Source organism: Bacillus infantis NRRL B-14911 (assembly GCF_000473245.1).
GTDB classification, from domain to species: Bacteria; Bacillota; Bacilli; order Bacillales; family Cytobacillaceae; genus Bacillus_AB; species Bacillus_AB infantis.
In genome coordinates this window covers 3,528,784-3,554,792 of record NC_022524.1, presented here as the reverse complement: position 1 = coordinate 3,554,792, position 26,009 = coordinate 3,528,784, and the positions used below count along the sequence as shown (strand labels likewise).

Genomic DNA, 26,009 nt, shown 5'->3' with positions numbered 1-26,009 from the left:
ATATAATGATTTCAACTTTATAGCAATATCACTTTATAGCATTAAAGTGAAGGTAGAGGTGCAAACTTCATCAGTAAAAGCTTGGAGAAAGATGAGTTTCCGTGAAAAGCTTTGAAAGGGAATGTTTGCCGAAGAAAAGGAAGTCTCATTTCTTTCTTTTCTGGTCCTGTATTGAATAAATACTGGATTGTCAAGACAGCGCCGTCTTGGAGAGCTATCTCACTGTGTGGGCATATTTTATATGTATTTAAAACACAGCAATGGGATGGTTATTCTCATTGCTTTTTTGTGTTCAAATCAGCAATGGATAACCTCTCTTTTACATGTCAGGCGGCCGGAAAAACGATATCCAGATGAAAGAAGGAGAAACGATGGGATTAATTGTCCAGAAATTCGGAGGGACTTCTGTTGGCAGCACAGAAAGAATCATGAATGCAGCAGAGCGCGCAATTGAAGAAAAAGAGAGAGGCAATGACGTAGTCGTTGTTGTATCTGCAATGGGGAAAACGACTGACCAGCTTGTAGGCCTGGCCAGGGAAATTTCTGCTTCGCCCAGCAAGCGTGAAATGGATATGCTCCTTACAACAGGTGAACAGGTGACAATCAGCCTTTTGAGCATGGCTTTGAACGAAAAAGGCTATGAAAGCATCTCCTTCACTGGATGGCAGGCAGGAATAGAAACTGAGGCTGTGCATGGGAACGCAAGGATTGTACATATAGATCCGGAGAAAATCCAAAATCAGCTTAATCAAGGAAAGATCGTCGTGGTTGCCGGATTCCAGGGAGTAACAGAAGATGGGAGCATTTCCACCCTTGGACGCGGCGGCTCAGATACAACGGCAGTGGCGCTGGCAGCAGTGCTGAAAGCGGATAAGTGCGATATTTATACAGATGTGACAGGCGTCTATACGACTGACCCGCGCTATGTAAAAGGAGCAAGGAAGCTGCAGTCCCTGTCATATGACGAAATGCTTGAGCTTGCGAATCTCGGTGCAGGTGTGCTTCATCCGAGGGCAGTGGAATTTGCCAAGAATTATGAAGTGCCGCTTGAAGTCAGATCAAGCACTGAAAGGGAAAGAGGAACGATCATTGAGGAGGAGCCAACGATGGAAGAAAATTTAGTTGTACGGGGAGTAGCTTTTGAAAATGCGATCACCAAGGTAGCGATCCTCGGGCTGGAGGACAGCCTGAAGGGCCTGTCCACTGTCTTCACGACACTTGCTGCGCATCACATCAATGTTGACATCATTATTCAGAGTGTTGCTGAAGGACAAACAGGAAGCCTGTCTTTTTCAATTAAAAATGATGATCTGGAAGAAACGCTTAAGGTTCTGGAGAACAATCGGGATACACTGAAATATGACCGGATTGAATCAGAATCAGGACTTGCAAAAGTGTCTATTGTCGGTTCGGGAATGGTGTCGAATCCTGGGGTGGCAGCGGAGATGTTCGAAGTGCTTTCTTCAAATGGGATCCAGGTCAAGATGGTCAGCACTTCAGAGATCAAGGTGTCAACGGTCATCAGTGACAGCTCTATGGTCAAAGCGGTGGAAGCCCTCCACGAAGCGTTCGAACTGTCAGGCACTCCGGCGAGGAACGTGTAAATCAAAAAAGATGGCAGAGGCGCCGGGCTGGATGCATCGGGGAAGGATCTCCTCCCGGATGCGCGCCGCGCTTCGTGCCATCCCTTCTTTTATGCTTACAGCAGCTTATCCATTATAGCGGGCTGATGCGGTCTTTTTTATCCCACTTCACTGTGAAAAGGACAAGGCCGCCCCTTTTTTTGGGATGCTCAAAGGCTTCAGAGAGCAGTTCTTTCTGGGATTCCAGCTGCTGTGCAAGAAAACCGGCTTCGAGCTGAAAAGTGCAATCTGGATTTTCCTTAAAGCGCCTGGCGAACAATGGGCTTGAAAGCTGGAGCTCCATTTCGCTCCTTTTTTCTTCTTTTACAGCAAGATTTCCCCATCCGGCGTTTTCAAAAAACTCAATGACTGCTTCCATCGATTCAAGCGGGTATTTCCTTGCCAGCCTTTTGCCGGCCCAATAAAGTATTTCGGCTGCATCCTTGCCGAGCATATCGGTAAGAATCTCTTCCCGGATCAATTCATAGCCGAAAGCAGGGACGGTTTCCGGCCCGTGCTCAGCCTTTGTTTCTGCAGATGTCATATTGCTCAATCGTCTCCCCTCTTTCTATGATTCTATTATATACAATCCAGATAAAAATAAAGCACTGATTCAAGAAAAAACAGCTTCAGTCCTATAAGAAAAAAATGCTATTTCAATATATTCTCCTATACATAAGGAATCATAGCCAAATAGAGGATTTTCGTTCTTTATATAATATCAATATATTTTAAAAATTTTATTTATATCATATATTTTATGTATCCGTTTTCTTGACGCTCTATTCCGATGGGAGTAAAATGGACATGTCACTTAATTGTAAGAAAATGAATAATTAACATTTTCTCGATGATGGAAAGGACCTGTTTTCCAGAAATAATATTTTCATAGAAAAGGCCTTTCATCATTTCTTCAAAATTCAGGGGGGGTAAATCAATGGCAGGTAATCGGGAGTTTTTCAATCGCAGACTGCATTCATTACTTGGGGTCATTCCAGTTGGGCTGTTTCTTGTTCAGCACCTTGTAGTGAACCATTTTGCAACAGGAGGAGAAGAGTCGTTTAACAAGGCAGCACACTTTATGGAGCAGCTTCCATTCAGATATGTCTTAGAAACTGTAGTCATCTTCCTGCCTTTGCTGTTCCACGCGATCTATGGCCTTTATATTGCTTTTACTGCTAAGAATAATGCTGGCAGATTCGGATTTTTCCGCAACTGGATGTTCCTTCTCCAGCGTGTTTCCGGTGTAGTGACGCTTATTTTCATTACCTGGCATGTGTGGGAGACAAGGGTTGCTGCCGCTTTTGGCGCAGATGTCAACTTCCAGATGATGGAGAATATTTTGTCGAATCCGTTTATGTTCTGGTTCTACATTGTCGGCGTTATTTCTACAATATTCCACTTTGCAAACGGTTTGTGGTCTTTCGCAGTAAGCTGGGGAATCACCGTTACTCCTCGTTCACAGCTGATTTCCACTTATGTTACAATCGCAATTTTCATTGCCCTTTCCATCGTTGGGATCCGCGCAATCACGGCATTTGTTTAAGAGTTTCAGAGTGCTTAAATCTTGTAATTTTCAGCATAGCGCAGGGGAAAATGCGCTTAGGCTTAGTTTGAAATAGAGCTGTACTAGTATTGAGGGAGTGAGCCATGATGAGTAAAGGAAAAGTAATCGTTGTCGGCGGCGGACTGGCCGGCTTGATGGCAACAATTAAAGTAGCAGAATCAGGGACTCCGGTTGAATTATTTTCTCTTGTCCCGGTTAAACGTTCTCACTCTGTTTGTGCCCAGGGCGGTATTAATGGAGCGGTCAACACAAAGGGTGAAGGGGATTCACCTTGGGAGCATTTCGATGATACGGTTTACGGGGGAGATTTCCTTGCCAATCAGCCGCCTGTAAAGGCCATGACTGAAGCAGCGCCGGGAATCATCCATTTATTGGACCGCATGGGCGTCATGTTCAACCGTACACCGGAAGGACTGCTGGACTTCAGGCGCTTCGGCGGAACCCAGCATCACCGTACAGCATTTGCAGGCGCCACGACCGGCCAGCAGCTTTTGTACGCATTGGATGAGCAGGTGCGCCGCCATGAGGTGGCTGGCCTTGTAACAAAATATGAAGGCTGGGAGTTCCTTGGCTCTGTCGTCGATGATGAAGGCATTTGCCGCGGGGTAATTGCTCAAAATCTCACATCCATGGAGATTAAATCGTTCTCAGGGGATGCTGTGATCATGGCAACCGGAGGCCCGGGCATCATCTTCGGAAAATCAACCAACTCTGTCATCAACACAGGGTCTGCTGCATCGATCGTATATCAGCAGGGAGCATATTATGCAAACGGCGAATTCATCCAGATCCACCCGACAGCCATCCCGGGGGATGACAAACTGCGCCTGATGAGTGAATCGGCACGCGGTGAAGGCGGCCGTGTATGGACCTATAAAGATGGAAAGCCATGGTACTTCCTGGAGGAGAAATATCCTGCCTACGGAAACCTGGTGCCGCGTGATATCGCCACACGTGAAATATTCGATGTCTGCGTCAATCAGAAGCTTGGCATCAATGGCGAGAACATGGTTTATCTTGACCTGTCCCATAAAGATCCTAAAGAGCTTGACATCAAGCTAGGCGGAATCATTGAAATCTATGAAAAATTCATGGGGGATGACCCTCGCAAGGTACCTATGAAAATTTTCCCTGCCGTACACTATTCGATGGGCGGACTGTGGGTAGATTATGATCAGATGACGAATATCCCAGGTTTATTTGCAGCAGGGGAGTGCGATTATTCCCAGCATGGTGCAAACCGCCTGGGCGCCAACTCACTTCTGTCTGCCATCTACGGCGGAATGGTTGCAGGTCCGAAAGCACTCGAATATATCGCCGGCCTTGAAAAGAGTGCAGAAGATGTTTCGTCTTCCGTTTTCGACAGGTATGTCAGACAGGAAGAAGAAAAATGGAGCAGCATCATGTCCCTTAATGGAACAGAGAATGCATATGTTCTCCATAAAGAGCTGGGCGAATGGATGACAGATAATGTAACGGTTGTCCGCCATAATGATAAGCTATTGAAAACTGATGAAAAAATCGTAGAATTGCTTGAACGCTATAAAAATATCAATATCAATGACACAGCAAAATGGAGCAATCAGGGAGCTGTCTTCACACGCCAGCTTCAAAACATGCTGCAGCTTGCCAGGGTCATCACAATTGGTGCCTATAACCGGAATGAAAGCCGCGGGGCTCACTATAAGCCTGAATTTCCTGACCGTAATGATGATGAGTTCCTGAAAACGACCATGGCAAAGTTCGCTGGTCCTGATTCAGCGCCACAATTCCATTACGAGGAAGTAGATACAGGCCTGATCACGCCTCGTAAACGTGATTACACGAAGAAGAAAGGGGGAAAATAAACGATGTCTGAAAACAAAACAGTTACATTTCAAATCACCCGGCAGGACTCGCCTGATTCAGCCCCTTATCAAGAAGAGTTCAAACTGGCTTACCGCCCGAATATGAACGTTATCTCAGCACTGATGGAAATCCGCCGTAATCCGGTAAATTCCAAAGGGGAGAGCACGACGCCGATTGCATGGGACATGAACTGTCTTGAAGAAGTATGCGGCGCCTGCTCAATGATCATAAACGGCAAGCCGCGCCAATCCTGTACTGCGCTTGTCGACAAGCTCGAGCAGCCGATCAGGCTTGAGCCGATGCGTACATTCCCTGTCGTCCGCGACCTTCAGGTAGACAGAAGCCGCATGTTCGACTCCCTGAAAAAGGTGAAAGCATGGATTCCGATTGACGGAACATACGATCTTGGACCTGGACCGCGCATGCCTGAGAAGAAGCGCCAATGGGCTTATGAGCTGTCCAAGTGCATGACTTGCGGCGTTTGCCTTGAGGCCTGCCCGAATGTGAACAGCAAAGCCGATTTCATCGGTCCTGCCCCGTTATCACAGGTGCGCTTGTTCAATGCCCATCCAACTGGTGAAATGAATAAATCCGAACGCCTGGAGCAGATCATGGGCGATGGCGGACTGGCGAACTGCGGAAATTCCCAGAACTGCGTTCAGTCCTGCCCGAAAGGCATCCCTTTGACTACCTCAATCGCAGCATTGAACCGGGATACAACAATCCAGTCATTCAGAAGCTTCTTCGGAAGCGATCAGGCTTAATAGAACAGACCCCCTTTCAGGCTGAAAGGGGGTTTTTGTGCATTTGATGTTTCCAAATCCGGTGAAAGAAATTATAATAATATAAAACGACTGAATGTTCATTCATTATTGGAGGCGCGTCATGAGTAAAATGAATTATGTTGATGACTTTGCGGCTTGGGAGGAAAGCTTTGTGTTTTCCCATCCTGTCAAGGTCCGGTTTTCAGAAACAGATATGTTTGGCCATTTGAATAACACAGTTCCCTTCACATATTTTGAGGAAGCAAGAATAGAGTTTTTCAAGAGCATCGGCTTCATGCAGGAATGGGTGAAGCCTGGGAACGAAACGATTCCTGTTGTAGCCGATCTGCAGTGCGATTTCCTGAAGCAGGTATTTTTCGATGAAAGCCTCAGCATCCATGTAAAAGCAGAAAGCATTGGGCGGTCTTCAGCAGATCTTCATTATATGGCAAAACGGAAAGATGGAGCAGTCTGCTTTGCGGGCAGGGGGACAATCGTGCAAATTTCCAGGAAAACAGGAAAAGGCGTACCCTGGACCGAGGGAATGAGGAATCTTCTTACAGCCGGAAAAACCATCCACGCTTAAGCCGCAGGAGCAGTTCTTTCACACCTGCTCCTGCAGCTGCATATAATTGGGGGAGCAGGTGTATGGAGCATGAATCATAAATCATGTGGCTGTATGGCGCGGACCCCCAACTAAACCAGGCAATGGCCCTTTTAGAAAAAATAATCTCTCCTTCCAGTAAATGCAGTCACTCCGCCAGTACAGATTACATATGATATGGTGACTAAATATATACCCATCCCGCGGTTCATAGCTGGCGAAGGCAAGGAGGGTTACAATACTTGAAGGAGAACGAATATACTCACAAGCCGTTACTCACCAAACGTGAAAGAGAAGTATTCGAGCTATTAGTTCAAGACAAGACAACGAAAGAAATCGCTGGTGAACTATTTATTAGCGAAAAGACGGTTCGCAACCATATTTCAAATGCTATGCAAAAGCTTGGCGTTAAGGGGCGTTCTCAAGCCGTTGTAGAGCTCCTTCGAATGGGAGAGCTAGAACTTTGATTATGGCCGGCAATCTTGGATAAGGTTGCCGGTTATCATATTTTATAGGGCATTTTTGCAGGGGAGAGCCTGCCGGCAGGACGTGCAGTCTGCAGAATTGACGCATTTTTTGCATTGCCTGGATTTCCATCTTGAAAATTGGATGAAAAAAGTAGACAATAAAGCAAAGAACTGCAATCTTTCCGCCTGCATAAAGACTGGAATTGCTTAAATGGGAGTTGTATGGGATGACGCATGGAAATAATAAAGACATAAAAGAAACGATTGATATTGTTGCAGATATTGAGAAAGACCTTCGCTACATATCCGGCATCATTAAGCAAAAAGGCCGGGAAATATTAAGCAATTATACAATTACGCCCCCACAGTTTGTTGCCCTGCAGTGGCTGCACGAGGAAGGGGACATGACAATCGGCGAGCTTTCTAATAAAATGTATTTAGCCTTCAGTACAACGACAGACCTTGTGGACAGAATGGAAAAAAACGAGCTCGTCCAGAGAGTGAAGGACCCGAATGACAGGCGGGTCGTCCGCATCCATCTGCTGCCGGAGGGAGAGCGGATCATCGAAGAGGTTATCGTGAAGAGGCAGATCTACTTGCGCGAGGTTCTCAAGAATTTCTCCAAGGATGAAGTAACCGTACTGAAGAACAACTTAACGCAACTACACCAAGATATGCGCGAAAAATGAGGCGGTATGTTTGAAGCAACCAATTGGGATCATTGATTCAGGGGTCGGCGGTTTGACAGTGGCAAAAGAAGTCATGAGGCAGCTGCCGAATGAGAATATCGTTTATTTGGGAGATACTGCCCGGTGCCCCTACGGGCCGAGGACGGCTGAAGAAGTAAGGCGGTTTACATGGCAGATGACTGAGTTTTTATTGACTCAGGATATCAAAATGCTTGTGATTGCCTGTAATACGGCAACTGCGGTCGTGCTTGAGGAAATACAGGAAAAGCTCCCCATTCCTGTCCTTGGGGTCATCTATCCCGGGGCAAGGGCGGCTTTAAAGGTATCCAAAAGCAATAAGATCGGAATCATCGGCACGATCGGCACGGTCAACAGCAAAGCCTATGAAAAGGCCCTTAAGCAAATCAACCGGAAGGTATGTGTGAAACCTTTGGCCTGCCCGAAATTTGTCCCGCTTGTGGAAAGCGGGGAATATGGGAGTGCTGTAGCCAAGAAAATTGTTGCTGAAACCTTGAAGCCTTTAAGGAACAAGGATCTTGATACACTGATCCTTGGGTGTACGCACTACCCGCTGCTTGAACCCTTGATTAAAAATATCATGGGGCCGGGTGTGAAAGTGATCAGCTCAGGTGAAGAGACCGCAAGGGAAGTCAGCACCATACTGGACTACCGGGGATTGCTCAATCAAAGTGCGGACGAGCCTGTCCATAAATATTTTGCGACAGGATCCATAAGCATTTTTACGAAGATTGCGGGCCAATGGCTGCAAAGGCCGATTGACCATATTGAAAAAATAAAGCTGGAAGGATAGCCTCCTTATTGGGGGCTTTTGCTGTTCGATTTTTTAAAAAGTCAGGCTGTGTTATTGTACCTTGTTGATTTTGGGCTCATTTCAGAACAGCTGAAATGAGCCCAAAATCAACAGCAATGTTTAACAATGCCAAAAGTTAATAGCAGAAATAAAGGCATAAGGCTTCCGAAAATGGTACAATTCTAGTATCTCTAAAAGAAAAAGGTGATGATATTGATAGAACAAGCGGAAAAGCTGCTTAAGCAATATTTCGGCTATTCCACCTTCCGTAATGGCCAAAAAGAAATCATTCAGAATGTCATGAATGGCCGCCATACTCTTGGCATCCTCCCGACAGGAGGAGGAAAATCCCTCTCATTTCAAATTCCCGCACTCGCGATGCCTGGCACCGCCATCGTCATTTCCCCGCTCATTTCTTTAATGAAGGACCAAGTAGACGCATTGCTTGCAGCAGGCGTGTCCGCCACTTTCATAAACAGCAGCCTCACTCAGCAGGAGCTGATGGAAAGGACCTCAGGGATCCGGAATGGAGAGTATAAGCTGGTTTATGCTGCGCCGGAGCGTTTTGATTCCACTGGATTCATCCATCTGCTGAATTCCATCGATATTTCGATGATTGTATTCGATGAAGCACATTGTATCTCCCAATGGGGCCACGATTTCAGGCCGAGCTACCGCTCCATTATTCCTGCGCTCGGGCAGTTGAACGGCAGGCCGATCCTTGTCGGGCTCACCGCAACTGCGACAGAGGATGTGGCCAATGATATCTGCGGGCTGCTGCAGATCAGGGACGAAGATATTTTCATTACCGGGTTCGCGAGGGAAAACCTTGCTTTTAAAGTGGCCAAAGGCGTCAACAAGAGAGAATTCATTGCAAGTTATATCCGTAAGCATCAAGGACAGCCGGGTATTATTTACACCTCGAGCCGCAAGGAAACCGATCAGCTGCAGCAATTTTTGCAGGGGAAAAACATCCCGGCTTCACGCTACCATGCCGGCATGAATGAGGAAGACAGGAAAACAGCCCAGAATGATTTCGTCCATGACCAGACAGACATCATGGTGGCCACCAATGCGTTTGGCATGGGGATTGATAAATCAAATGTCCGGTTTGTTATCCATTACAGCCTGCCGAAGAATATTGAGGCCTATTATCAGGAAGCCGGCAGGGCCGGGCGTGACGGGGAGGAGAGTGAATGCATCCTTCTTTTTGCCCAGCAGGATATCCAGCTGCAGAAGTTCCTGATCGAGGAAACCGGCCTGGACAGCCGGAACAGGGAGCTTGAATTCAGCAAGCTGAACCGGATGGTGAACTATTGCCATACAGAGCAATGCCTTCAATCCTACATCATTGAGTACTTCGACCATGGAAGCGATGAAAGCCGCTGCGGAAAATGCAGCAATTGCATGGATGACAGAGAGAAGATTGATATTACGCTTGAAGCACAGATGATTTTCTCATGTATAAAGCGCATGGGTGAGCGCTTTGGCGTGAGTCTGACAGCGCAGGTGCTGAAAGGTTCCAATAATAAAAGAATCCGTGATATGAAATTCAATGAGTTGTCTACCTATGGATTGATGCGAAATCGTGCAGAAAAAGAAATTGCTGCTGTTATTAACTATCTGCTTGCTGAAGGCTTCCTCAGCCTGACAGACGGGAAGTATCCGGTGATCATGCTGACATCAAGGGTCCAAGGGGTTCTTAAGGGACAGGAAACGATCATGATGCGCAAAACAAAGGCAATCGAACAGAAGCCCGAAGCTGAAGGGGATCATGACCTGTTTGAACGGCTGCGTGCATTGCGGAAGCAGGTGGCTGAACAGGGGAAAATCCCGCCATATGTTGTTTTCCCTGATAGCACATTGCGCGAAATGAGCAAGTATTACCCGGCTGATGGAGAGTCTATGCTGCAGATCAAAGGCGTCGGGCAGATGAAGTATGATAAATACGGCAGCATGTTCGCTGAGGAAATCAAATTATATATGCAGGAAAACAATATTGAACCGCCGTCTGCCCTCCCCCCGAAAGAGGAAAAACAGGCGGACAGGCTCAAGGTTGATGAGGAGCCAAGCTATATGGTTTCCTACAAGCACTATATGGAGGGGATGGGCATAAAAGAGATTGCCAAGCAGCGCGGCTTTTCTTTAGTGACCGTCCAGAACCATGTCCTCCGGGCAGTGACTGAAGGGAATCCTTTCAACTGGTCTGAGCTGTTTGATGAGGAAACAGAGCAGAAGATCATGTCGGCAGCCGTGGAAAGCGGAGATACAAAGCTTAAGCCCATTAAAGAGCTCCTCGGGGATGAAATCGACTATTTTACAATCAAAGCAGTACTGATTAAAAATGAAGCAGCCGTCACATCATGAATATGGTAAAACAAGCAGGCCTTTACAGGTCTGCTTTTTTGGATTGGGCAGAAAGCGGCGCCTGTGCATGGCGCTGGATTTGGAGTTCCTAGTCGCGTTCCTTAATAGAACAAGCGCCCTCCACATTTCGTTGTCCAGCTCCGGCTCCTAGGTGCTCGAGTCATAAGCCGCTCCAGGATTAAAGGCAAAGAACGCCTTTTATCCTGGAGCGGCTTATGCTGGGCCCGCAGGACGCGGTTCATGCAGGCGTTGCCACAGGACGTGGCGGTTTTAGCCCTGCGTTCCTCTAATCTGAACAGCCGCCTCCACATTTCAGTTTTGTCCAGTTCCGGGCGCTAGCCCCTCGAGTCATAAGCCACTTAGAAATTAAAGGCAAAGAACGCCTTTTATTCCTAAGTGGCTTATGCTTGTCGGGGCTAAGCAAGCGCCCTCCACATTTCAGTTGTCCTATTTTTTTTTCTCTCACGGGTCTATTTTTCCGGAAGGCTCGTATATATGTAGTACAAACTGTTCTGGGAGGGATTCAATATGTCTATAAATAAAAAGACAACAATGGTTTCAGCCGTACTGGCTTCTTCTGTGCTTTTATCCGGATGCGGGCTGTTCGGGATCGGGGAAAAAGAAAAGATCGATCCTCCGAAAGAGGTCAGCTATACAGAGGATGAAACAGCTGTTGAGGAAACATCTGTTGAGGAAACAGCTGGAACTGAGGCAGAGCAGTCAGGTGAAGAGGGAGAGGTGGAGGGTTCTGTCCAGACCGAATTATATCTGGTTGATAAAAATGGCTATGTAGTTCCGCAGACGCTAACTCTGCCGAAAACAGAGTCTGTTGCTACACAGGCGCTGGAGTATCTCATGCAGAACGGGCCAGTTACCGATATGCTGCCGAATGACTTCAGGGCCGTCCTTCCTGCAGATACGAAAATAAGCGTAAACGTGAAGGATAAGGTGGCTACCGTTGATTTCTCGAAAGAGTTCGGGGACTATCAGGCCGAGGATGAAGAAAAAATTCTTGAATCTATTACCTGGACCCTCACACAATTCGATTCGATCGAGAAAGTAAAGCTCCAGATGAATGGCCATGCTCTGACAGAAATGCCTGTAAACGGGACGCCGATCAGCGAAACCCTGTCCAGGTCAAAGGGCATCAATATGGACACGTCCGATGCAGTGGATATTTCTAATACAAAATCCCTGACGGTTTATTATCTGGGCGGTGAAGAAGGCGCCTACTATTATGTTCCTGTGACAAAGCGCATCAGCGCACAGGAAGACAATCAGGTTGAAGCGGTAGTGAAGGAGCTTGTCAAAGGCCCTAGCTTCACATCCAATTTGTTTACAGACTTTATGCCGGAGGTTGAGCTGCTCGGCGACCCTAAGATCGAAAACGGTCTGGCAACATTGGATTTCAATGAATCCGTTTATGGCAGCTTTGAAGAAAAAATCATTTCCCAGCACCTGCTTAATTCATTAGTACTGTCCCTGACTGAACAAAAGGGCATTGAAAGTGTAGCAGTCACTGTAAATGGAAAGGCAGAGCTGGTAGATGAAAATGGCGAAAAGCTGACAGAACCGGTTACACGGCCTGAAAATGTGAATACAGGTAGTTTTTAAAAAAACTTTTTTGATATACTATATAATGACAAGGATAGAGGTAGGCAATTATTTGCCGCCTCTTCTTTATTGGATTCCGGATACATGCCGGAACAGGTTCGAAGGAGGAATGAACATGCGGAAAGACGGGCGTGAACAGCTGCAGTTAAGACCGATACATATTGAAACGAATTATTTAATGCATCCTGAAGGTTCTGTGCTGATCAGTGTGGGCAATACAAAGGTGATTTGCACAGCCAGCATAGATGAGCGGGTGCCCCCATTTATGAGAGGGGAAGGAAAAGGGTGGATTACGGCTGAATACAGTATGCTGCCCCGGGCAACAGAGCAAAGGAATATCCGTGAAGCCGCAAAGGGGAAAATCACCGGGCGCACAATGGAAATACAGCGCTTGATCGGACGGGCATTAAGGGCAGTCGTGGACCTTGAGGCACTTGGTGAAAGAACAATCTGGCTGGATTGCGATGTTATCCAAGCCGATGGCGGGACAAGGACAGCTTCCATCACAGGCGCATTTGTCGCAATGGCAATTGCTGTCGAAAAGCTGTATAGCAATAAAAAATTGTCAAAATTCCCGATTACGCAATTTCTTGCAGCTACAAGTGTGGGAATCCTTGAAAACAAACAGGTAGTCCTTGACCTGAATTATGCTGAAGATTCCAAGGCGGAAGTCGACATGAATGTGGTCATGACAGGCAATGGCGAATTTGTGGAGCTTCAGGGTACAGGAGAAGAAGCAACATTCTCAGCGAGCCAGCTGACGGAGCTGTTAAAAGCGGCGGAAGAAGGCGTAGGCAGGCTGTTTGATATTCAAAAGCAAGTGCTCGGCGAAAAAATCAGCTCGCAGATCGGGAAGTAAATCCAGGGAGATGAAAACTGTGCAGGAAGTTATTATTGCAACGAAAAATACAGGGAAAGCGAAAGAATTCAGCAGGATGTTCAAGCCGCTGGGCTATGAAGTGAAAACCCTTCTCGACTTTCCTGAATTTGAGGATATTGAAGAGACTGGAAGCACGTTTGAGGAAAATGCAGTCCTAAAAGCAGAGGCTGTCTCTAAAGCTTTTGGAAAAATCGTCATTGCCGATGATTCCGGCCTTATGATCGATGCCCTTGAGGGCCGTCCAGGCATCTACTCCGCAAGGTATGCCGGCGAAGCGAAAAGTGATGAAGCAAATATGCAAAAGGTGCTCGCAGAGCTAGAAGGTGTGCCGGAAGAAAAAAGGACAGCCAGATTTTATTGTGCCTTGGCTGTTTCGGTGCCAGGCAAGGAAGCTTACACAGTCTCCGGAGCGTGTGAGGGCAGGATCCTGACTGATAAAAGGGGCAGCCATGGATTTGGGTATGATCCGATCTTCTTTGTGACTGAAAAAAATAAAAGCATGGCAGAACTCCCCCCTGAAGAGAAAAGCCAGATCAGCCACAGGGCCAAGGCCCTTGAAAAGCTGGAAAACAGTCTGGGAGCCCTTTTTAAAGGGGACGGTGCCAATGGCTAGAATATTAATTGTAAGTGACAGCCACGGGCTTGAGGAGGAGCTGGCGCAGCTCGCTGAGAGGCATGGGAAAGAAGCAGATTTCATGATCCACTGCGGGGATTCCGAGCTGCCTGCCGGACATCCTTCTATGTCGGGTTTTGCTGGAGTAAGGGGAAATTGCGATTATGATGATGCTTATCCTGACCAGCTTGTCAAAAACCTTGGAGGTTTGACGATTTTAGTTACCCATGGGCATCTCTACGGAGTGAAGAGCAGCCTTATGAAGCTGAAATATAAAGGCGAGGAGGAAGGAGCAGATATCATCTGCTTCGGACATTCGCACGAGCTTGGGGCAGAAATGATTGATGGCAGGCTGTTTTTGAACCCGGGAAGCTTGAGGCTGCCGAGAGGGCGCTATGAGAGGACCTATCTTCTGCTGGAAACGGCAGAGAGGGAAATCCGTGTGGATATATATGACTTTGAAACCGGAAAGCTTGAAAAGCTGTCACAGACTTTTCAGATTCCGGAAAGGGCATGAATCCGTTTATTGCATGAGGGGGGAACCCCTCTTGCAATAAACAGATTTATATGGCCGGAAAAAAAGATGCCAGGTTTATTATATTTTTCCTGAGAAGTTGTTGACTTTCATTTATTTGTCTACTATAATAAAAAATGTCCTCGCGATAACTAATAAAAAATGTCCCAGTAGCTCAGCAGGATAGAGCAACGGCCTTCTAAGCCGTCGGTCGGGAGTTCGAATCTCTCCTGGGACGCCATTACTACATACACCTATATTACCGCTGTTTGATTTCTAATCAAATGGCGGTTTTTTTGTCGTTAAGGAATTAGAAATCCTTGATCCGAGTCCAGCCGCTGTGCCGGGGTTCTCGGGGGTTACAAGCCTCTTTCCTAAAAATAACTTCTTTTTTTTCAGTCATGCATCAATTAGACTTTTTACTATGCATGACTCACTACTTTTCATGCCAATTATGCATAGATAAAGCCTCTTACTATTCATGACTCACTCTTTTCATGCCGGTGATGTTTCGATGCCCCCAGGACGGGGCTTTTTTAGTGTTCAAGGCACTTACGCCTTTGTTCTTCCTCGAAAAATCTGTATCTTCTCCGATTAAGGTTACAGGGTTTATAAAAGTACTCAGTGCTGCAGCTGAATATTATACCTCCCGTTAAATGAAAGCGCTTCTTTGTATGTCATTAAACCTGACATGATTAACTGGTTTCTTCTATATTATATGCTCATTGAAAATGCGCCATTAAATCTTAAATGCTGCATCTTTATATTGAAAAAGCATTCTTAAGAATATCCCCAGCACGGATCACTCCATGCTGCTATAAAAGAGCGGAATAACCGGATCGAAGAATCGAAAAATAATATAAAAAATTTCTTGGCTGAATAAATTCATATATACAAGCAATGTAAGCGCATTCAATAAATCAGATTAATCTAAATTATCAAATAATTCTTGAAAATGGTGTTGACTCCCAAAAAAAATGAGCGTAAGATAGTCCTCAAATAATAAAACAAACCGCTCCACATGGGAATTGGAAGTGTGGAACCCATATTTTTTTAACCTGTCATTTCAACCGTTTAAAGCGTGTATACATTAAATTGAAGAGGTGTTTTTCGTGTCTGAGCAATTGATATTTTTAAACGGGGAGTTTGTGACGAAAGAGAATGCAAAAATATCCGTTTATGACCATGGCTTCCTGTATGGCGATGGCATCTTTGAAGGGATCCGGGTATACAGCGGAAATATCTTCAGGATGAAAGAGCATATGGACCGGCTTTATCGTTCAGCCAAATCCATATTACTGACAATGCCATATACGGAGGAAGAGCTGACAGATATCATTGTTGCCACTGTCGAAAAGAATTTGTATGAAGATGCCTACATCAGGGTCGTTGTTTCCAGGGGAGTAGGCGACCTTGGGCTGGACCCATACAATTGCAAAAAAGCAAATGTTGTCGTGATCGTCGAGCCGCTGAGCATCTTCCCGAAAGAATTGTATGAAACAGGGCTTGAGATAGTCACAGTAGCGACAAGAAGGAACAGACCTGATGTATTAAGCCCTAAAGTCAAATCATTGAATTATTTGAACAATGTGCTGGTAAGGATTGAGGCCCGCCTGGCAAATGTCAGTGAAGCGCTCATGCTGAATGATCAAGGCTATGTGGCGGAGGGTTCGGCTGACAATGTGTTCATCATTAAGGATAAATGCTTTTACACACCTCCAGGATACGTTGGGGCACTTGAAGGGATCACCCGCAATGCGGTCATGGAAATTGCAAGGGAGCTTGGCTATGAAGTGAAGGAGGAGCCTTTCACAAGGCACGATGTTTATACGGCAGATGAAGTATTTCTTACAGGGACGGCAGCGGAAGTCATTGCAGTCGTAAAGGTGGACGGACGGACAATCGGTGAAGGCTATCCGGGGGCACATACAAAAGAGCTTCTGGTGAAATTTAGGGAAAGAGTAGTTTCAGAAGGTGTTAAAGTCGCATCGAAACATTTTGAACCCCATGTAAGCTGACAGCTAATCACTATATGTTAAAAGCGCGGATGAGGATAAGTAGTTTTGCGGATCAGGATTTACAGAGAGCCGGGCAGGCTGAGAGCCGGCATTCCTGCCGCATCATGAACTCCCCTCAGAGCGCCGGCCTGAAAGCTTGACGAGTAGGGCCGGCCGGGTGTGAGAGCACCCGTTATCAAAAAGGATGGCTCTGCCGTCCATAAGTGCACGCAAATTGCGTGAATCAGGGTGGTACCGTGGAACAGGCTGACAAAGCCTTTTCATCCCTTCGTCTGCTGATGCAGGCGTTCTTGGGGATGGGAAGGCTTTTTATATTGTTTTTTTCTTGAATCAAAAGGAGGTTATTTCAAAATGCTGCAGGAAGCTGCCTTTGCAGAAAACAAGACTGGCTCGAAGCCGGCAACCGGTGCAGAACTGCTATTGCAGGCACTGGAGAAGGAACAGGTGGAAGTGATTTTTGGCTACCCGGGAGGAGCTGTTCTTCCGATTTATGACAAAATCTATGATTCTGGCATACTTCATGTGCTTCCCAGGCATGAACAGGGAGGCATCCATGCTGCGGAAGGATATGCGAGGATTTCCGGCAAGCCTGGAGTTGTCATCGCGACTTCAGGACCGGGGGCGACCAATATTGTAACAGGCCTTGCCGATGCCATGATGGATTCTTTGCCTCTTGTCGTCATTACCGGGCAGGTGGCAACAGGCGTCATCGGAACGGATGCCTTCCAGGAGGCTGACATCCTCGGGATTACCACCCCGATAACCAAGTATAACTATCAGGCAAGGAGCATAGCGGACATTCCGAGGATTGTGAAGGAGGCCTTTCATATTGCTTCTACAGGGAGGCCTGGTCCGGTATTGATTGATATTCCGAAGGATATTGCTGCAGGCGCAGAACAGCCCTCTGAGGAGACAGAGATCTTCCTCCCGGGCTACCAGCCGACTCTAAAGCCAAACTATCTTCAGATCCGCAAGCTGACAGAAGCTGTGAGCCGTGCGAAAAGGCCGGTCATCCTGGCAGGGGCGGGCGTCCTCCATGCAAAGGCTTCCGGATTGCTTAAGGAATATGCCGAACAGCAGCAGCTTCCGGTCGTGCATACCCTTCTCGGACTCGGGGGCTTTCCTGCAGACCACAGCCTGTTTGTCGGGATGGCCGGTATGCATGGATGCTATGCAGCCAATATGGCCTTACATGAATGCGATCTGCTCATCAATATAGGGGCGAGGTTTGATGACAGGCTCACCGGCAATCTTGCCTATTTTGCACCTAAGGCAGATGTGGCCCATGTTGATATCGACCCTGCAGAGATCGGCAAAAACGTCCCAACACTGATTCCGGTTGTGGCTGATGCGAAAGAGGCTTTGAATCAGCTTGTGAGCCAGAAGGGGAAGCCTCCTGAACATGGTGAATGGATGACAAAGCTTAGAAGCTGGAAGGAAGATTTTCCTTATCATTTTCACAAATCGGCTGACTTGAAGCCGCAGCGGGTCATGGAGCTCTTGTTTGAAAAGACGGGCGGAGATGCGATTGTCACAACAGATGTCGGACAGCATCAAATGTGGGCAGCCCAATATTACCGCTTTAAGAAAGCTGGTAGATGGGTCACTTCAGGAGGGCTCGGCACGATGGGATTCGGAATGCCAGCGGCCATCGGAGCTCAGCTTGCTGCACCGGATTCCCTGGTCGTTTCAATTGTTGGCGATGGCGGCTTCCAGATGTCCGCACAGGAGCTCGGCCTGATCCGTGAGCTTAATCTCCCGGTAAAAATAGCTATTTTCAATAACAGAGCGCTGGGGATGGTAAGGCAGTGGCAGGAAATCTTTTATGACTCACGCTTTTCGCACAGCAAAGCCCAGTATCAGCCTTCCTTTGTCAAGCTGGCGGAAGCCTATGATATTAAAGCTTATGAGATCCGAACTGAGGAAGAAGCTGTTAAGGCGCTGGATGAAGCACTCCAAAGCGATGAGCCGGTGTTATTCGATTTCAGGATAGCTCCTGATGAAAATGTATTCCCGATGATCGCCCCGGGCAAAGGGCACCATGAGATGGAAGGTGTAAAACCATGAAACGAATCATCTGTTTAACCGTGATGAACAGGCCGGGGGTCCTCAATAGAATCACCAACCTGTTCTCAAAGCGCAACTTCAATATTGAAAGCATCTCGGTCGGGCATTCTGAACAGGAGGGGATTTCCCGGATCACCTGCACGGTCCATGTGGACAATGAAGAGGCCGCAGAGCAGATTGCGAAACAGCTCAATAAACAGATTGATATTTTGAAAGTAAATGATATAAGCGGCCAGCAGATTGTCGCCAGGGAGCTTGCGCTCATAAAGGTGCTCTCGCTTCCGCAGGCGAGGAGTGAGTTATACTCGCTGATTGAGCCTTTCCGGGCATCGGTGATAGATGTCGGCAAAGACAGCCTGGTCATCCAAATTACAGGCGAGTCGGAAAAAATAGAAGCCTTCATTGAGCTTGTAAAGCCGTATGGAATCAAGGAGATTGCCCGGACAGGGACAACAGCCTTTACAAGAGGAAGCCAGAGGAGCCAGGGGCAGCCGAAGAATTATTCAATCGTGTAAAAATAATTTAAATAAAAATATTCCAAAAACGAGAGGGAGAATAAATCATGGCGAAAATGTATTATAACGGAGACGCAAATCCAGCATATCTGAATGGAAAGAAAGTAGCGGTAATCGGCTATGGATCACAGGGTCATGCCCATGCACAGAACCTGAGGGACAGCGGTGCTGATGTAGTAATCGGCCTGAGGAAAGGAAATTCATGGGATAAAGCGTCAGAGGATGGGTTCCCGGTATTTTCTGTTGGAGAGTCTGTTGCTCAAAGCGATATTGTCATGATCCTCCTGCCGGATGAGCTTCAGCCTAAAGTCTATAAGGAAGAAATTGAGCCGAATCTGACAAATCAAGCCTTGCTTTTCGCGCATGGATTCAATATCCATTTCCATCAGATTGTGGCGCCAAAGACATGTGATGTCCTGCTTGTGGCTCCTAAGGGCCCTGGCCACCTGGTAAGAAGGACATATCAGGAAGGAGCAGGAGTGCCGGCATTATTTGCAGTCCATCAGGATGTAACGGGAGAAGCCCAGGAGCTTGCGCTCGCTTATGCCAGAGCGATTGGGGCACTGAGGGCAGGGGCGCTGGAAACCACTTTTAAGGAAGAAACAGAAACTGATTTATTCGGCGAACAGGCTGTATTGTGCGGCGGCCTGACATCTCTGGTGAAAGCAGGTTTTGAAACATTGACTGAGGCAGGCTATCAGCCTGAGCTGGCATACTTTGAGTGTCTCCACGAGCTGAAGCTGATTGTTGATCTGATGTATGAAGGCGGCCTTGAAGGCATGCGCTACAGCATTTCGGATACAGCGCAATGGGGTGATTTTGTCAGCGGGCCGAGAGTAGTCGATGAGAGAGTGAAGCAGGAGATGAAAGCTGTCCTGAAGGATATCCAGGAAGGCAAGTTCGCGAAAGGCTGGATCCTGGAAAACCAGGCAAACCGTCCGGTCTTCAACAGTATCCTTGCAAGGGAAAATGAGCATCCGATTGAACAGGTCGGCAGGGAGCTGAGAAAAATGATGCCATTTGTGAATAAAGAGAAAAAGAAAGAAGTGGCTGTCAGTGCGAACCATTAACATCTTTGACACGACTTTGCGTGACGGGGAACAGTCTGCGGGAGTCAACTTAAATCTATCTGAAAAGCTGGAAATTGCCAAACAGCTCGAAAGGCTTAATGTCGATATTATAGAAGCCGGGTTTCCGGCAGCTTCAAAAGGTGATTTTATTTCAGTCCGTGAAATCGCCACCCTCATCAGGAATTGCTCGGTTACAGGGCTTGCAAGATCAGTGATGTCAGATATTGATGCAGCCTGGGAAGCATTGAGAGAGGGGGAGGGTCCGAGGCTTCACGTCTTCCTCGCAACCTCTCCCATCCACCGGCAGTATAAGTTGAAGCAGTCAAAGGAAGAAGTTATTGAGACGGCGGTTTCTGCTGTGAAATATGCAGCCGGGAAATTCCCGCTCATTCAATGGTCGGCAGAGGATGCCTGCCGGACGGAGCTGCCTTTTCTGGCCCGCATCGTTGAGGAGGTCATCCAGGCCGGGGCCCGTGTCATCAATATTCCGGATACGGTCGGATATATTTCGCCAGGTGAATATGGGAAAGTCTTTCAATATTTAAGAGAGAATGTTCCTTCCATTGATAAAGTCATATTATCCGCTCATTGCCATGATGATCTTGGCATGGCGATTGCCAACTCCCTTGCAGCCATCGAAAATGGGGCTGGACAAATTGAAGGGACGATCAACGGCATCGGGGAACGGGCCGGAAACGCTGCGCTGGAAGAGCTTGCCGTCGCTCTGCACATACGGCAGGACCATTATCAGGCAGGGACCCGCCTCAAGCTTGAGGAAATCAGCAGAACAAGCAGCCTGGTCAGCAAACTGACCGGTATGGCTGTACCGGCGAACAAGGCTATTGTCGGCAGAAATGCTTTTGCACATGAATCAGGCATCCACCAGGATGGCGTGCTGAAAGAGAAGACCACTTATGAGATTATTTCGCCTGAACTTGTCGGCTTCCACTCCAATTCCATGGTTCTCGGAAAGCATTCTGGCAGGCATGCTTTTAAATCCCGCCTTGAAGAACTTGGGCTCGCTGTTCCGGAAGAGGAAATCAAGCCGCTGTTTGCTATTTTTAAAGACTTGGCAGACAGAAAGAAAGAGATGACAGATGATGACCTTGCCGCCATCGTACTGGAGGAAAGACTGTCAAAGGATCAGCAATTCTATGAACTGCTCCAGATCCAGGTCCAGTACGGGACCAATCAAGTGCCAACAGCGACAGTGACACTTTCAGGCAGGGAGAATGAAGTCGTCCAGGAGGCAGCAACCGGGGCGGGGAGCATTGAAGCCTTGTACAATACGCTGGAGAAATCAGTGAATGGTACGGTGAACCTCCTGGATTACCGGATCCAGTCGGTTGGGGCCGGAAGGGATGCCCTGGCGCAGGTGTTCGTCAAAATGAAATACAATGGCAGGGAAACGAGCGGGAGGGGGCTTGCGCAGGATGTACTTGAAGCATCCGCGAAAGCCTATCTGAACGCTGTTAACAGGGTCATCTACCTGGAGGAAAAGACGAAAGTGGCATTATAAAACTTGCAACGGAGGGATTAGGCATGAAGAAGCGGATCGCAGTGCTGCCGGGTGACGGCATCGGAAAAGAAGTGGCAGCAGGGGCAGTTGAAGTGCTGCAGGCTGCAGGAGAACGATTTGGGCATACATTTGAATTCAGCTATGGGAAAATTGGCGGAACAGCAATTGATTCCACCGGGGTGCCGCTGCCGGATGAAACAGTCGAACTCTGTAAAAGCAGTGATGCCATTTTGCTTGGAGCTGTTGGCGGCCCGCGCTGGGAGAAGCTCCATCCAAGCCTCCGGCCGGAACGCGGCCTCCTGAAAATCCGTAAAGATCTGAATCTATATGCAAACCTCCGGCCCACCAGCTATTTTGCGAGTGTGGCAGATTCCTCTCCTTTAAGGAAGGAAGTCATTGAAGGTACCGACTTTTTAATGGTAAGGGAGCTTACGGGCGGACTCTACTTCGGAAAGCCGAGCGAAAGGGCCGGGAATGGCAGTGAAGAAACTGCCGTGGACACTTTATTTTATAAAAAGGAAGAAGTGCAGAGGGTGGTTAGGCTGGCCTTTGAACTCGCCCGGGGAAGGGACGGAAAGGTAACGAGCGTGGATAAGGCGAATGTCCTTGAATCAAGCAGGATGTGGAGGGAAACGGCAGAGGAAATTGCAGCCCAATATCCCGATATACAGCTCGAGCATATGCTGGTCGATAATGCAGCCATGCAGATCATTAAAAATCCAAAACAGTTTGATGTGATTGTTACCGAGAATATGTTTGGAGATATTTTAAGTGATGAAGCTTCTGTTCTGACTGGATCGCTCGGCATGCTTCCATCTGCCAGCCTGTCAGAAGGCGGGCCATATCTTTATGAGCCGATCCACGGATCGGCCCCGGACATCGAAGGCAAAGGCATCGCCAACCCGGTTGGAATGATTCTTTCCGCGGCCATGATGCTCCGCCTCTCCTTCGGGATGGAAGAAGAAGCTGCTGCAATCGAGAAGGCAGTCAGTGATGTACTCGAATCAGGCATTCGCACAGCTGATCTGGCTTCAGGAGGGAAGGCAGCTTCTACCAAGGTGATGACCGAGGAAATTAAAGCTGCTCTGCTGGATAATGAAGCCATTCTGCAGATAATGGGGGCATATGCCTGACAGATTCAGGATATCACGGCTGGTTTTCCAGCCGTGTACTTATTTATAAAAGATTCCGGGAGAAGGACCCGGAAAAGATGGAGGGAGAAAAATAGATGGGCAAATCAATTGTAGAGAAAATTTGGGACCGGCATATCGTCCATACAGAAACAGACAAGCCTGATCTGCTTTATATCGATTTGCATTTAGTGCATGAAGTCACATCCCCTCAGGCATTTTCCGGCCTGCGGATGAAAAACAGGAAAGTCAGGCGCCCGGACAAAACCTTCGCTACTATGGATCATAATGTGCCGACAATCAACCGCGGCCAGATAGATGATCCAGTCGCCAAAAAACAGATGACCACCCTTGAAAAAAATTGTCGGGAATTTGGTGTGCCGCTTGCAGGAATGGACAGCCCGGATCAGGGCATTGTCCATGTCATCGGCCCTGAACTTGGCCTGACCCGACCGGGGATGACCATTGTCTGCGGGGACAGCCATACTTCCACCCATGGTGCTTTTGGTTCGCTTGCTTTTGGCATCGGAACAAGTGAAGTGGAGCATGTCCTTGCAACCCAGACATTATGGCAGTCCAGGCCGAAAACACTGAAGCTTCAGATTGATGGCCGGCTTGAAAGCGGGGTTACAGCCAAGGATGTCATCCTGTATATCATCAGCAGGTTTGGCATCGGGTTCGGAACAGGACATGTCATTGAATACTGCGGAGAGGCTGTAAGGTCTATGTCCATGGAAGAGCGGATGACCATATGCAATATGTCGATAGAGGGAGGAGCAAGGGCTGGCCTGGTCAGTCCTGATGAGACCACCTTCTCTTATATAAAGGGGCGGAAATATGCACCGAAAGACAATGAATGGGATACTTCCCTTGCTCATTGGCAGGCCCTCGCATCGGATCCTGATGCGAATTATGATAAAGAAATCACGCTCGATGCCGGGGAGATCCCGCCGATGGTCAGCTGGGGGACCAATCCTTCCATGGCAGCGGGGGTTGATGAAAGGATACCTTCTGAGGCTGATTGCAAGACCGAAACAGAACGGACGTCACTTGAGCGGGCTCTTCGGTATATGGGTCTTTCTGAAGGGCAGGAGATCAGCGATATCAGCATTCAGCATGTGTTCATCGGATCGTGCACAAATTCGCGCATCGAGGACCTTAGGCAGGCTGCAGAGTTTGCGGCCGGCAAAAAAGTCCATCCGGGTGTCAGGGCCCTTGTAGTACCGGGATCACAGGCCGTGAAGGAGCAGGCGGAAAAGGAAGGGCTTCACCATATTTTTATTGAATCCGGCTTTGAATGGCGTGAATCAGGCTGCAGTATGTGCCTCAGCATGAATAATGATATCGTGCCTCCGGGCGAGCATTGCGCATCAACCTCAAACCGCAATTTCGAGGGGCGGCAGGGATCAGGTGCGAGGACCCATCTTGTCAGCCCGCTTATGGCAGCAGCTGCTGCTGTGAATGGAAAATTTGTTGATGTCCGGAAAACATTGATGGAAGAATCAATTACAGTGTAGGAGGAGATAGAATGGGCGGTTTCAAAAAGCTGTCAGGCAAAGCAGCTGCGCTGGACAGGGTTAATGTAGATACTGATCAGATCATACCGAAGCAATTTTTAAAAAGAATCGAGAAAACCGGATTTGGGAAATACCTATTCTATGACTGGCGCTATAAAGATGGACAGCTTGATCCTGCATTTGAATTGAATAAGCCTGAAAACAGCGGTGCGGAAATTCTGATTGCAAATGAAAACTTCGGCTGCGGCTCTTCAAGAGAACATGCCCCTTGGGCTCTGCAGGACTTCGGATTTAAAGCCGTAATTGCCCCTTCCTTCGCTGACATCTTCCATCAGAACTGCCTGAAAAATGGTCTGCTGCCCATCCGTCTGAGCCAGGGGGAGACAGAACAGCTCCTGCTGAAAGCAGCAGAAGCCGAGCTGATTTTGACAGTTGATCTTGAAACACAAACTGTCTATAGTGAGGATGGGTTCTCAGCAAGCTTTCCGATCCAGCCTTATTGGAAGACGATGCTTCTTAATGGGTGGGATGAAATTGAAATAACGCTTCAGCTTGAGAAGGAAATAGAGGCGTATGAAAAAACAAGCTAGATCCACTCTCATGTGGATCTTCTTTTTTTACTGCGGAAGTTAATCTATTCCCCCTTTCAAGGCTCTCTTCTTTGAATTTCTTTTTTCTTTCCATGCGTGCTATACTATCTTCAATATTAACAGGGAAGGCGGTTTTTTCATGACTAAGCGGAACCAGAACGACAGCAGCAATATCATCCCCTTTCCCGGTCTGGAAAAACGTTTGCTTGAGAAAGGGCTTGAGAGCCTCCAGGGAAAGAAGTTTTCAGATGCAATCCAGCTGTTTGAGGACGCCAAAGAGCTTGACCCGGAGAGCAGTGATATACATATAGGGCTTGTCCTGGCGTATTTTGAGGCCGGAGCGCTGAAAAAGGCCAAAAATCTAGCCAAATCCATGCTTCAGGAGGGGATCGGAGATTATTTTGAAATCGTAGATCTTTATCTGATGATCATGGTCCAGCTCCATGAATATGGGGAAATAGCCGCCACTATCGAAGCCCTTCTCCAGGAAAGGGAGATCCCTAAGGATAAGCTGGAGCATTTCGCAAAAATGCTGCACTTCAGCAGGCGTATGGCGGAGGGAAGCCCTGATCCTGCTGCAGAAGAACAGCTCCGCGAAGAATACAGGGATAAGGAATTGAACCTCCTGTCCTATCAAGATCCCAAAGAGCAGGTCCTGCTGCTGGCAAAGCTTGCAAACATCAACATCAGGCCATATCTTGAAGAGCTGAAGTCTTACCTGATTTCAGAGGAAGGGCATCCTTTCCTGAAAACAATGATTATCAATATACTGAAAGAGCAGGAATATGATAAGCCTGTGACTGTAAAAAAGCTCGGGATGAATGAAGAGTTCATCCCATCGGCACTTCATGACGTCCATGATCATAAGCAGCTGAGGGCAATTGAAGCAGCGGTTAAAGATAAACTTGAACACGAAGATCCGGTCCTGCTGGAAAATATCATCGCTTTGCTCCAGAGGCAGTTCTTCCTGTTGTACCCGTTCAAGCTGCAGCCTGATCAGCCTGACCTTTGGGCAGCTGCATACCATCTTGTCGGATGCTCATTTTACGGCATGGATGGAGATCCGGGGGATATGGCCGGCCAATATGGGGTGGTAGAAGATACTCTTGAGGCATCCAGGATTTTTATAGGGAAGATAGAAGAAATTTCTTATCCCAATATTTGAGTATCTCTGTTGAAACAAAGATAACGTATGTTATAATATAGTGGCTGTTATGTGTAAA

Annotated in this window: 23 protein-coding genes, 1 tRNA gene, 1 riboswitch and 1 other annotated feature; of the genes, 23 read left to right on the top strand and 1 reads right to left on the bottom strand. The window is 47.5% G+C overall.

Annotation, left to right across the window (positions count from 1 at the left end):
* The first annotated feature begins 45 nt into the window (after positions 1–45).
* Positions 46–225: riboswitch (Lysine riboswitch) on the top strand.
* 146 nt (positions 226–371) lie between these two features.
* Positions 372–1,604, top strand: coding sequence for an aspartate kinase (locus N288_RS17970; protein WP_035403573.1), 1,233 nt, complete (start codon positions 372–374; stop codon positions 1,602–1,604).
* 112 nt (positions 1,605–1,716) lie between these two features.
* On the opposite strand, the gene N288_RS17965 is transcribed toward N288_RS17970, so the two are convergent.
* Positions 1,717–2,166 carry a YslB family protein gene (locus tag N288_RS17965; protein ID WP_009796026.1) on the bottom strand — a complete coding sequence of 150 codons (450 nt, stop codon included), beginning with the start codon at positions 2,164–2,166 and terminating at the stop codon, positions 1,717–1,719.
* 393 nt (positions 2,167–2,559) lie between these two features.
* Between N288_RS17965 and N288_RS17960 the strand changes: the two genes are divergently transcribed.
* The 22 genes from N288_RS17960 to N288_RS17855 all read left to right on the top strand — a co-directional run bounded on the left by N288_RS17960 (position 2,560) and on the right by N288_RS17855 (position 25,951).
* Positions 2,560–3,168, top strand: a complete 609-nt coding sequence (locus N288_RS17960; protein ID WP_009796028.1) for a succinate dehydrogenase cytochrome b558 subunit — start codon at positions 2,560–2,562, stop codon at positions 3,166–3,168.
* Positions 3,169–3,275: 107 nt separating this feature from the next.
* Entirely contained in the window at positions 3,276–5,036 is a 1,761-nt protein-coding gene (gene sdhA / locus N288_RS17955; RefSeq protein WP_009796029.1) for a succinate dehydrogenase flavoprotein subunit, read from the top strand.
* A 3-nt stretch (positions 5,037–5,039) separates the two neighbouring features.
* On the top strand, positions 5,040–5,801 hold the full coding sequence (gene sdhB, locus N288_RS17950; protein ID WP_009796030.1) for a succinate dehydrogenase iron-sulfur subunit: 762 nt from the start codon (positions 5,040–5,042) through the stop codon (positions 5,799–5,801).
* Positions 5,802–5,922: 121 nt separating this feature from the next.
* A complete protein-coding gene (locus N288_RS17945; protein ID WP_022544252.1) occupies positions 5,923–6,387 on the top strand; it encodes an acyl-CoA thioesterase in 465 nt (154 codons plus the stop codon).
* A 260-nt stretch (positions 6,388–6,647) separates the two neighbouring features.
* Complete coding sequence (gerE, locus tag N288_RS17940; RefSeq protein WP_009796032.1) at positions 6,648–6,872, top strand: spore germination transcription factor GerE; 225 nt, start codon at positions 6,648–6,650, stop codon at positions 6,870–6,872.
* Positions 6,873–7,099: 227 nt separating this feature from the next.
* Entirely contained in the window at positions 7,100–7,561 is a 462-nt protein-coding gene (locus tag N288_RS17935) for a MarR family winged helix-turn-helix transcriptional regulator (RefSeq protein WP_022544251.1), read from the top strand.
* Between the two features lie 10 nt (positions 7,562–7,571).
* Positions 7,572–8,372, top strand: a complete 801-nt coding sequence (gene racE, locus N288_RS17930; protein ID WP_009796035.1) for a glutamate racemase — start codon at positions 7,572–7,574, stop codon at positions 8,370–8,372.
* A 207-nt stretch (positions 8,373–8,579) separates the two neighbouring features.
* Positions 8,580–10,739: a DNA helicase RecQ gene (gene recQ, locus N288_RS17925; RefSeq protein ID WP_009796036.1), complete on the top strand. Its 2,160-nt coding sequence runs from the start codon at positions 8,580–8,582 to the stop codon at positions 10,737–10,739.
* A 528-nt stretch (positions 10,740–11,267) separates the two neighbouring features.
* On the top strand, positions 11,268–12,353 hold the full coding sequence (locus N288_RS17920; protein ID WP_009796037.1) for a GerMN domain-containing protein: 1,086 nt from the start codon (positions 11,268–11,270) through the stop codon (positions 12,351–12,353).
* A 115-nt stretch (positions 12,354–12,468) separates the two neighbouring features.
* The gene (gene rph, locus N288_RS17915) at positions 12,469–13,212 is read left to right on the top strand and encodes a ribonuclease PH (RefSeq protein ID WP_022544249.1); all 744 of its coding nucleotides are present in this window, start codon (positions 12,469–12,471) and stop codon (positions 13,210–13,212) included.
* A gap of 19 nt (positions 13,213–13,231) precedes the next feature.
* The gene (locus N288_RS17910) at positions 13,232–13,846 is read left to right on the top strand and encodes an XTP/dITP diphosphatase (protein ID WP_022544248.1); all 615 of its coding nucleotides are present in this window, start codon (positions 13,232–13,234) and stop codon (positions 13,844–13,846) included.
* On the top strand, positions 13,839–14,363 hold the full coding sequence (locus tag N288_RS17905) for a metallophosphoesterase (protein WP_009796040.1): 525 nt from the start codon (positions 13,839–13,841) through the stop codon (positions 14,361–14,363). The genes N288_RS17910 and N288_RS17905 overlap by 8 nt, the downstream gene beginning before the upstream one ends.
* Before the next feature lie 161 nt (positions 14,364–14,524).
* Positions 14,525–14,601 (top strand) — tRNA-Arg (locus N288_RS17900).
* Between the two features lie 871 nt (positions 14,602–15,472).
* Positions 15,473–16,378 carry a branched-chain-amino-acid transaminase gene (gene ilvE / locus N288_RS17895; protein ID WP_022544247.1) on the top strand — a complete coding sequence of 302 codons (906 nt, stop codon included), beginning with the start codon at positions 15,473–15,475 and terminating at the stop codon, positions 16,376–16,378.
* Positions 16,379–16,395: 17 nt separating this feature from the next.
* Positions 16,396–16,649 (top strand) — a binding site (T-box leader).
* A gap of 80 nt (positions 16,650–16,729) precedes the next feature.
* Positions 16,730–18,445 carry an acetolactate synthase large subunit gene (ilvB, locus tag N288_RS17890; RefSeq protein ID WP_009796042.1) on the top strand — a complete coding sequence of 572 codons (1,716 nt, stop codon included), beginning with the start codon at positions 16,730–16,732 and terminating at the stop codon, positions 18,443–18,445.
* Positions 18,442–18,960, top strand: coding sequence for an acetolactate synthase small subunit (ilvN, locus tag N288_RS17885; RefSeq protein WP_022544246.1), 519 nt, complete (start codon positions 18,442–18,444; stop codon positions 18,958–18,960). Before ilvB ends, ilvN begins: the two co-directional genes overlap by 4 nt.
* A gap of 47 nt (positions 18,961–19,007) precedes the next feature.
* Positions 19,008–20,030, top strand: a complete 1,023-nt coding sequence (gene ilvC / locus N288_RS17880) for a ketol-acid reductoisomerase (RefSeq protein ID WP_009796044.1) — start codon at positions 19,008–19,010, stop codon at positions 20,028–20,030.
* The gene (locus tag N288_RS17875; RefSeq protein WP_022544245.1) at positions 20,017–21,549 is read left to right on the top strand and encodes a 2-isopropylmalate synthase; all 1,533 of its coding nucleotides are present in this window, start codon (positions 20,017–20,019) and stop codon (positions 21,547–21,549) included. The genes ilvC and N288_RS17875 overlap by 14 nt, the downstream gene beginning before the upstream one ends.
* A 23-nt stretch (positions 21,550–21,572) precedes the next feature.
* Positions 21,573–22,682, top strand: coding sequence for a 3-isopropylmalate dehydrogenase (leuB, locus tag N288_RS17870; RefSeq protein ID WP_009796046.1), 1,110 nt, complete (start codon positions 21,573–21,575; stop codon positions 22,680–22,682).
* A gap of 95 nt (positions 22,683–22,777) precedes the next feature.
* A complete protein-coding gene (gene leuC, locus N288_RS17865) occupies positions 22,778–24,196 on the top strand; it encodes a 3-isopropylmalate dehydratase large subunit (RefSeq protein ID WP_009796047.1) in 1,419 nt (472 codons plus the stop codon).
* Positions 24,197–24,207: 11 nt separating this feature from the next.
* Entirely contained in the window at positions 24,208–24,786 is a 579-nt protein-coding gene (leuD, locus tag N288_RS17860; protein WP_009796048.1) for a 3-isopropylmalate dehydratase small subunit, read from the top strand.
* A 139-nt stretch (positions 24,787–24,925) separates the two neighbouring features.
* Positions 24,926–25,951, top strand: coding sequence for a tetratricopeptide repeat protein (locus N288_RS17855; RefSeq protein ID WP_009796049.1), 1,026 nt, complete (start codon positions 24,926–24,928; stop codon positions 25,949–25,951).
* The last annotated feature ends 58 nt before the right edge of the window (positions 25,952–26,009 follow it).

Bases quoted from the DNA above. Each gene is read 5' to 3' on its own strand.
- N288_RS17970 (WP_035403573.1), top strand. From the start codon at position 372: ATGGGATTAATTGTCCAGAAATTCGGAGGGACTTCTGTTGGCAGCACA.
- N288_RS17965 (WP_009796026.1), bottom strand. From the start codon at position 2,166: ATGACATCTGCAGAAACAAAGGCTGAGCACGGGCCGGAAACCGTCCCT.
- N288_RS17960 (WP_009796028.1), top strand. From the start codon at position 2,560: ATGGCAGGTAATCGGGAGTTTTTCAATCGCAGACTGCATTCATTACTT.
- sdhA (WP_009796029.1), top strand. From the start codon at position 3,276: ATGAGTAAAGGAAAAGTAATCGTTGTCGGCGGCGGACTGGCCGGCTTG.
- sdhB (WP_009796030.1), top strand. From the start codon at position 5,040: ATGTCTGAAAACAAAACAGTTACATTTCAAATCACCCGGCAGGACTCG.
- N288_RS17945 (WP_022544252.1), top strand. From the start codon at position 5,923: ATGAGTAAAATGAATTATGTTGATGACTTTGCGGCTTGGGAGGAAAGC.
- N288_RS17935 (WP_022544251.1), top strand. From the start codon at position 7,100: ATGACGCATGGAAATAATAAAGACATAAAAGAAACGATTGATATTGTT.
- recQ (WP_009796036.1), top strand. From the start codon at position 8,580: ATGATATTGATAGAACAAGCGGAAAAGCTGCTTAAGCAATATTTCGGC.
- N288_RS17920 (WP_009796037.1), top strand. From the start codon at position 11,268: ATGTCTATAAATAAAAAGACAACAATGGTTTCAGCCGTACTGGCTTCT.
- rph (WP_022544249.1), top strand. From the start codon at position 12,469: ATGCGGAAAGACGGGCGTGAACAGCTGCAGTTAAGACCGATACATATT.
- N288_RS17905 (WP_009796040.1), top strand. From the start codon at position 13,839: ATGGCTAGAATATTAATTGTAAGTGACAGCCACGGGCTTGAGGAGGAG.
- ilvB (WP_009796042.1), top strand. From the start codon at position 16,730: ATGCTGCAGGAAGCTGCCTTTGCAGAAAACAAGACTGGCTCGAAGCCG.
- ilvN (WP_022544246.1), top strand. From the start codon at position 18,442: ATGAAACGAATCATCTGTTTAACCGTGATGAACAGGCCGGGGGTCCTC.
- ilvC (WP_009796044.1), top strand. From the start codon at position 19,008: ATGGCGAAAATGTATTATAACGGAGACGCAAATCCAGCATATCTGAAT.
- leuB (WP_009796046.1), top strand. From the start codon at position 21,573: ATGAAGAAGCGGATCGCAGTGCTGCCGGGTGACGGCATCGGAAAAGAA.
- leuC (WP_009796047.1), top strand. From the start codon at position 22,778: ATGGGCAAATCAATTGTAGAGAAAATTTGGGACCGGCATATCGTCCAT.
- leuD (WP_009796048.1), top strand. From the start codon at position 24,208: ATGGGCGGTTTCAAAAAGCTGTCAGGCAAAGCAGCTGCGCTGGACAGG.
- N288_RS17855 (WP_009796049.1), top strand. From the start codon at position 24,926: ATGACTAAGCGGAACCAGAACGACAGCAGCAATATCATCCCCTTTCCC.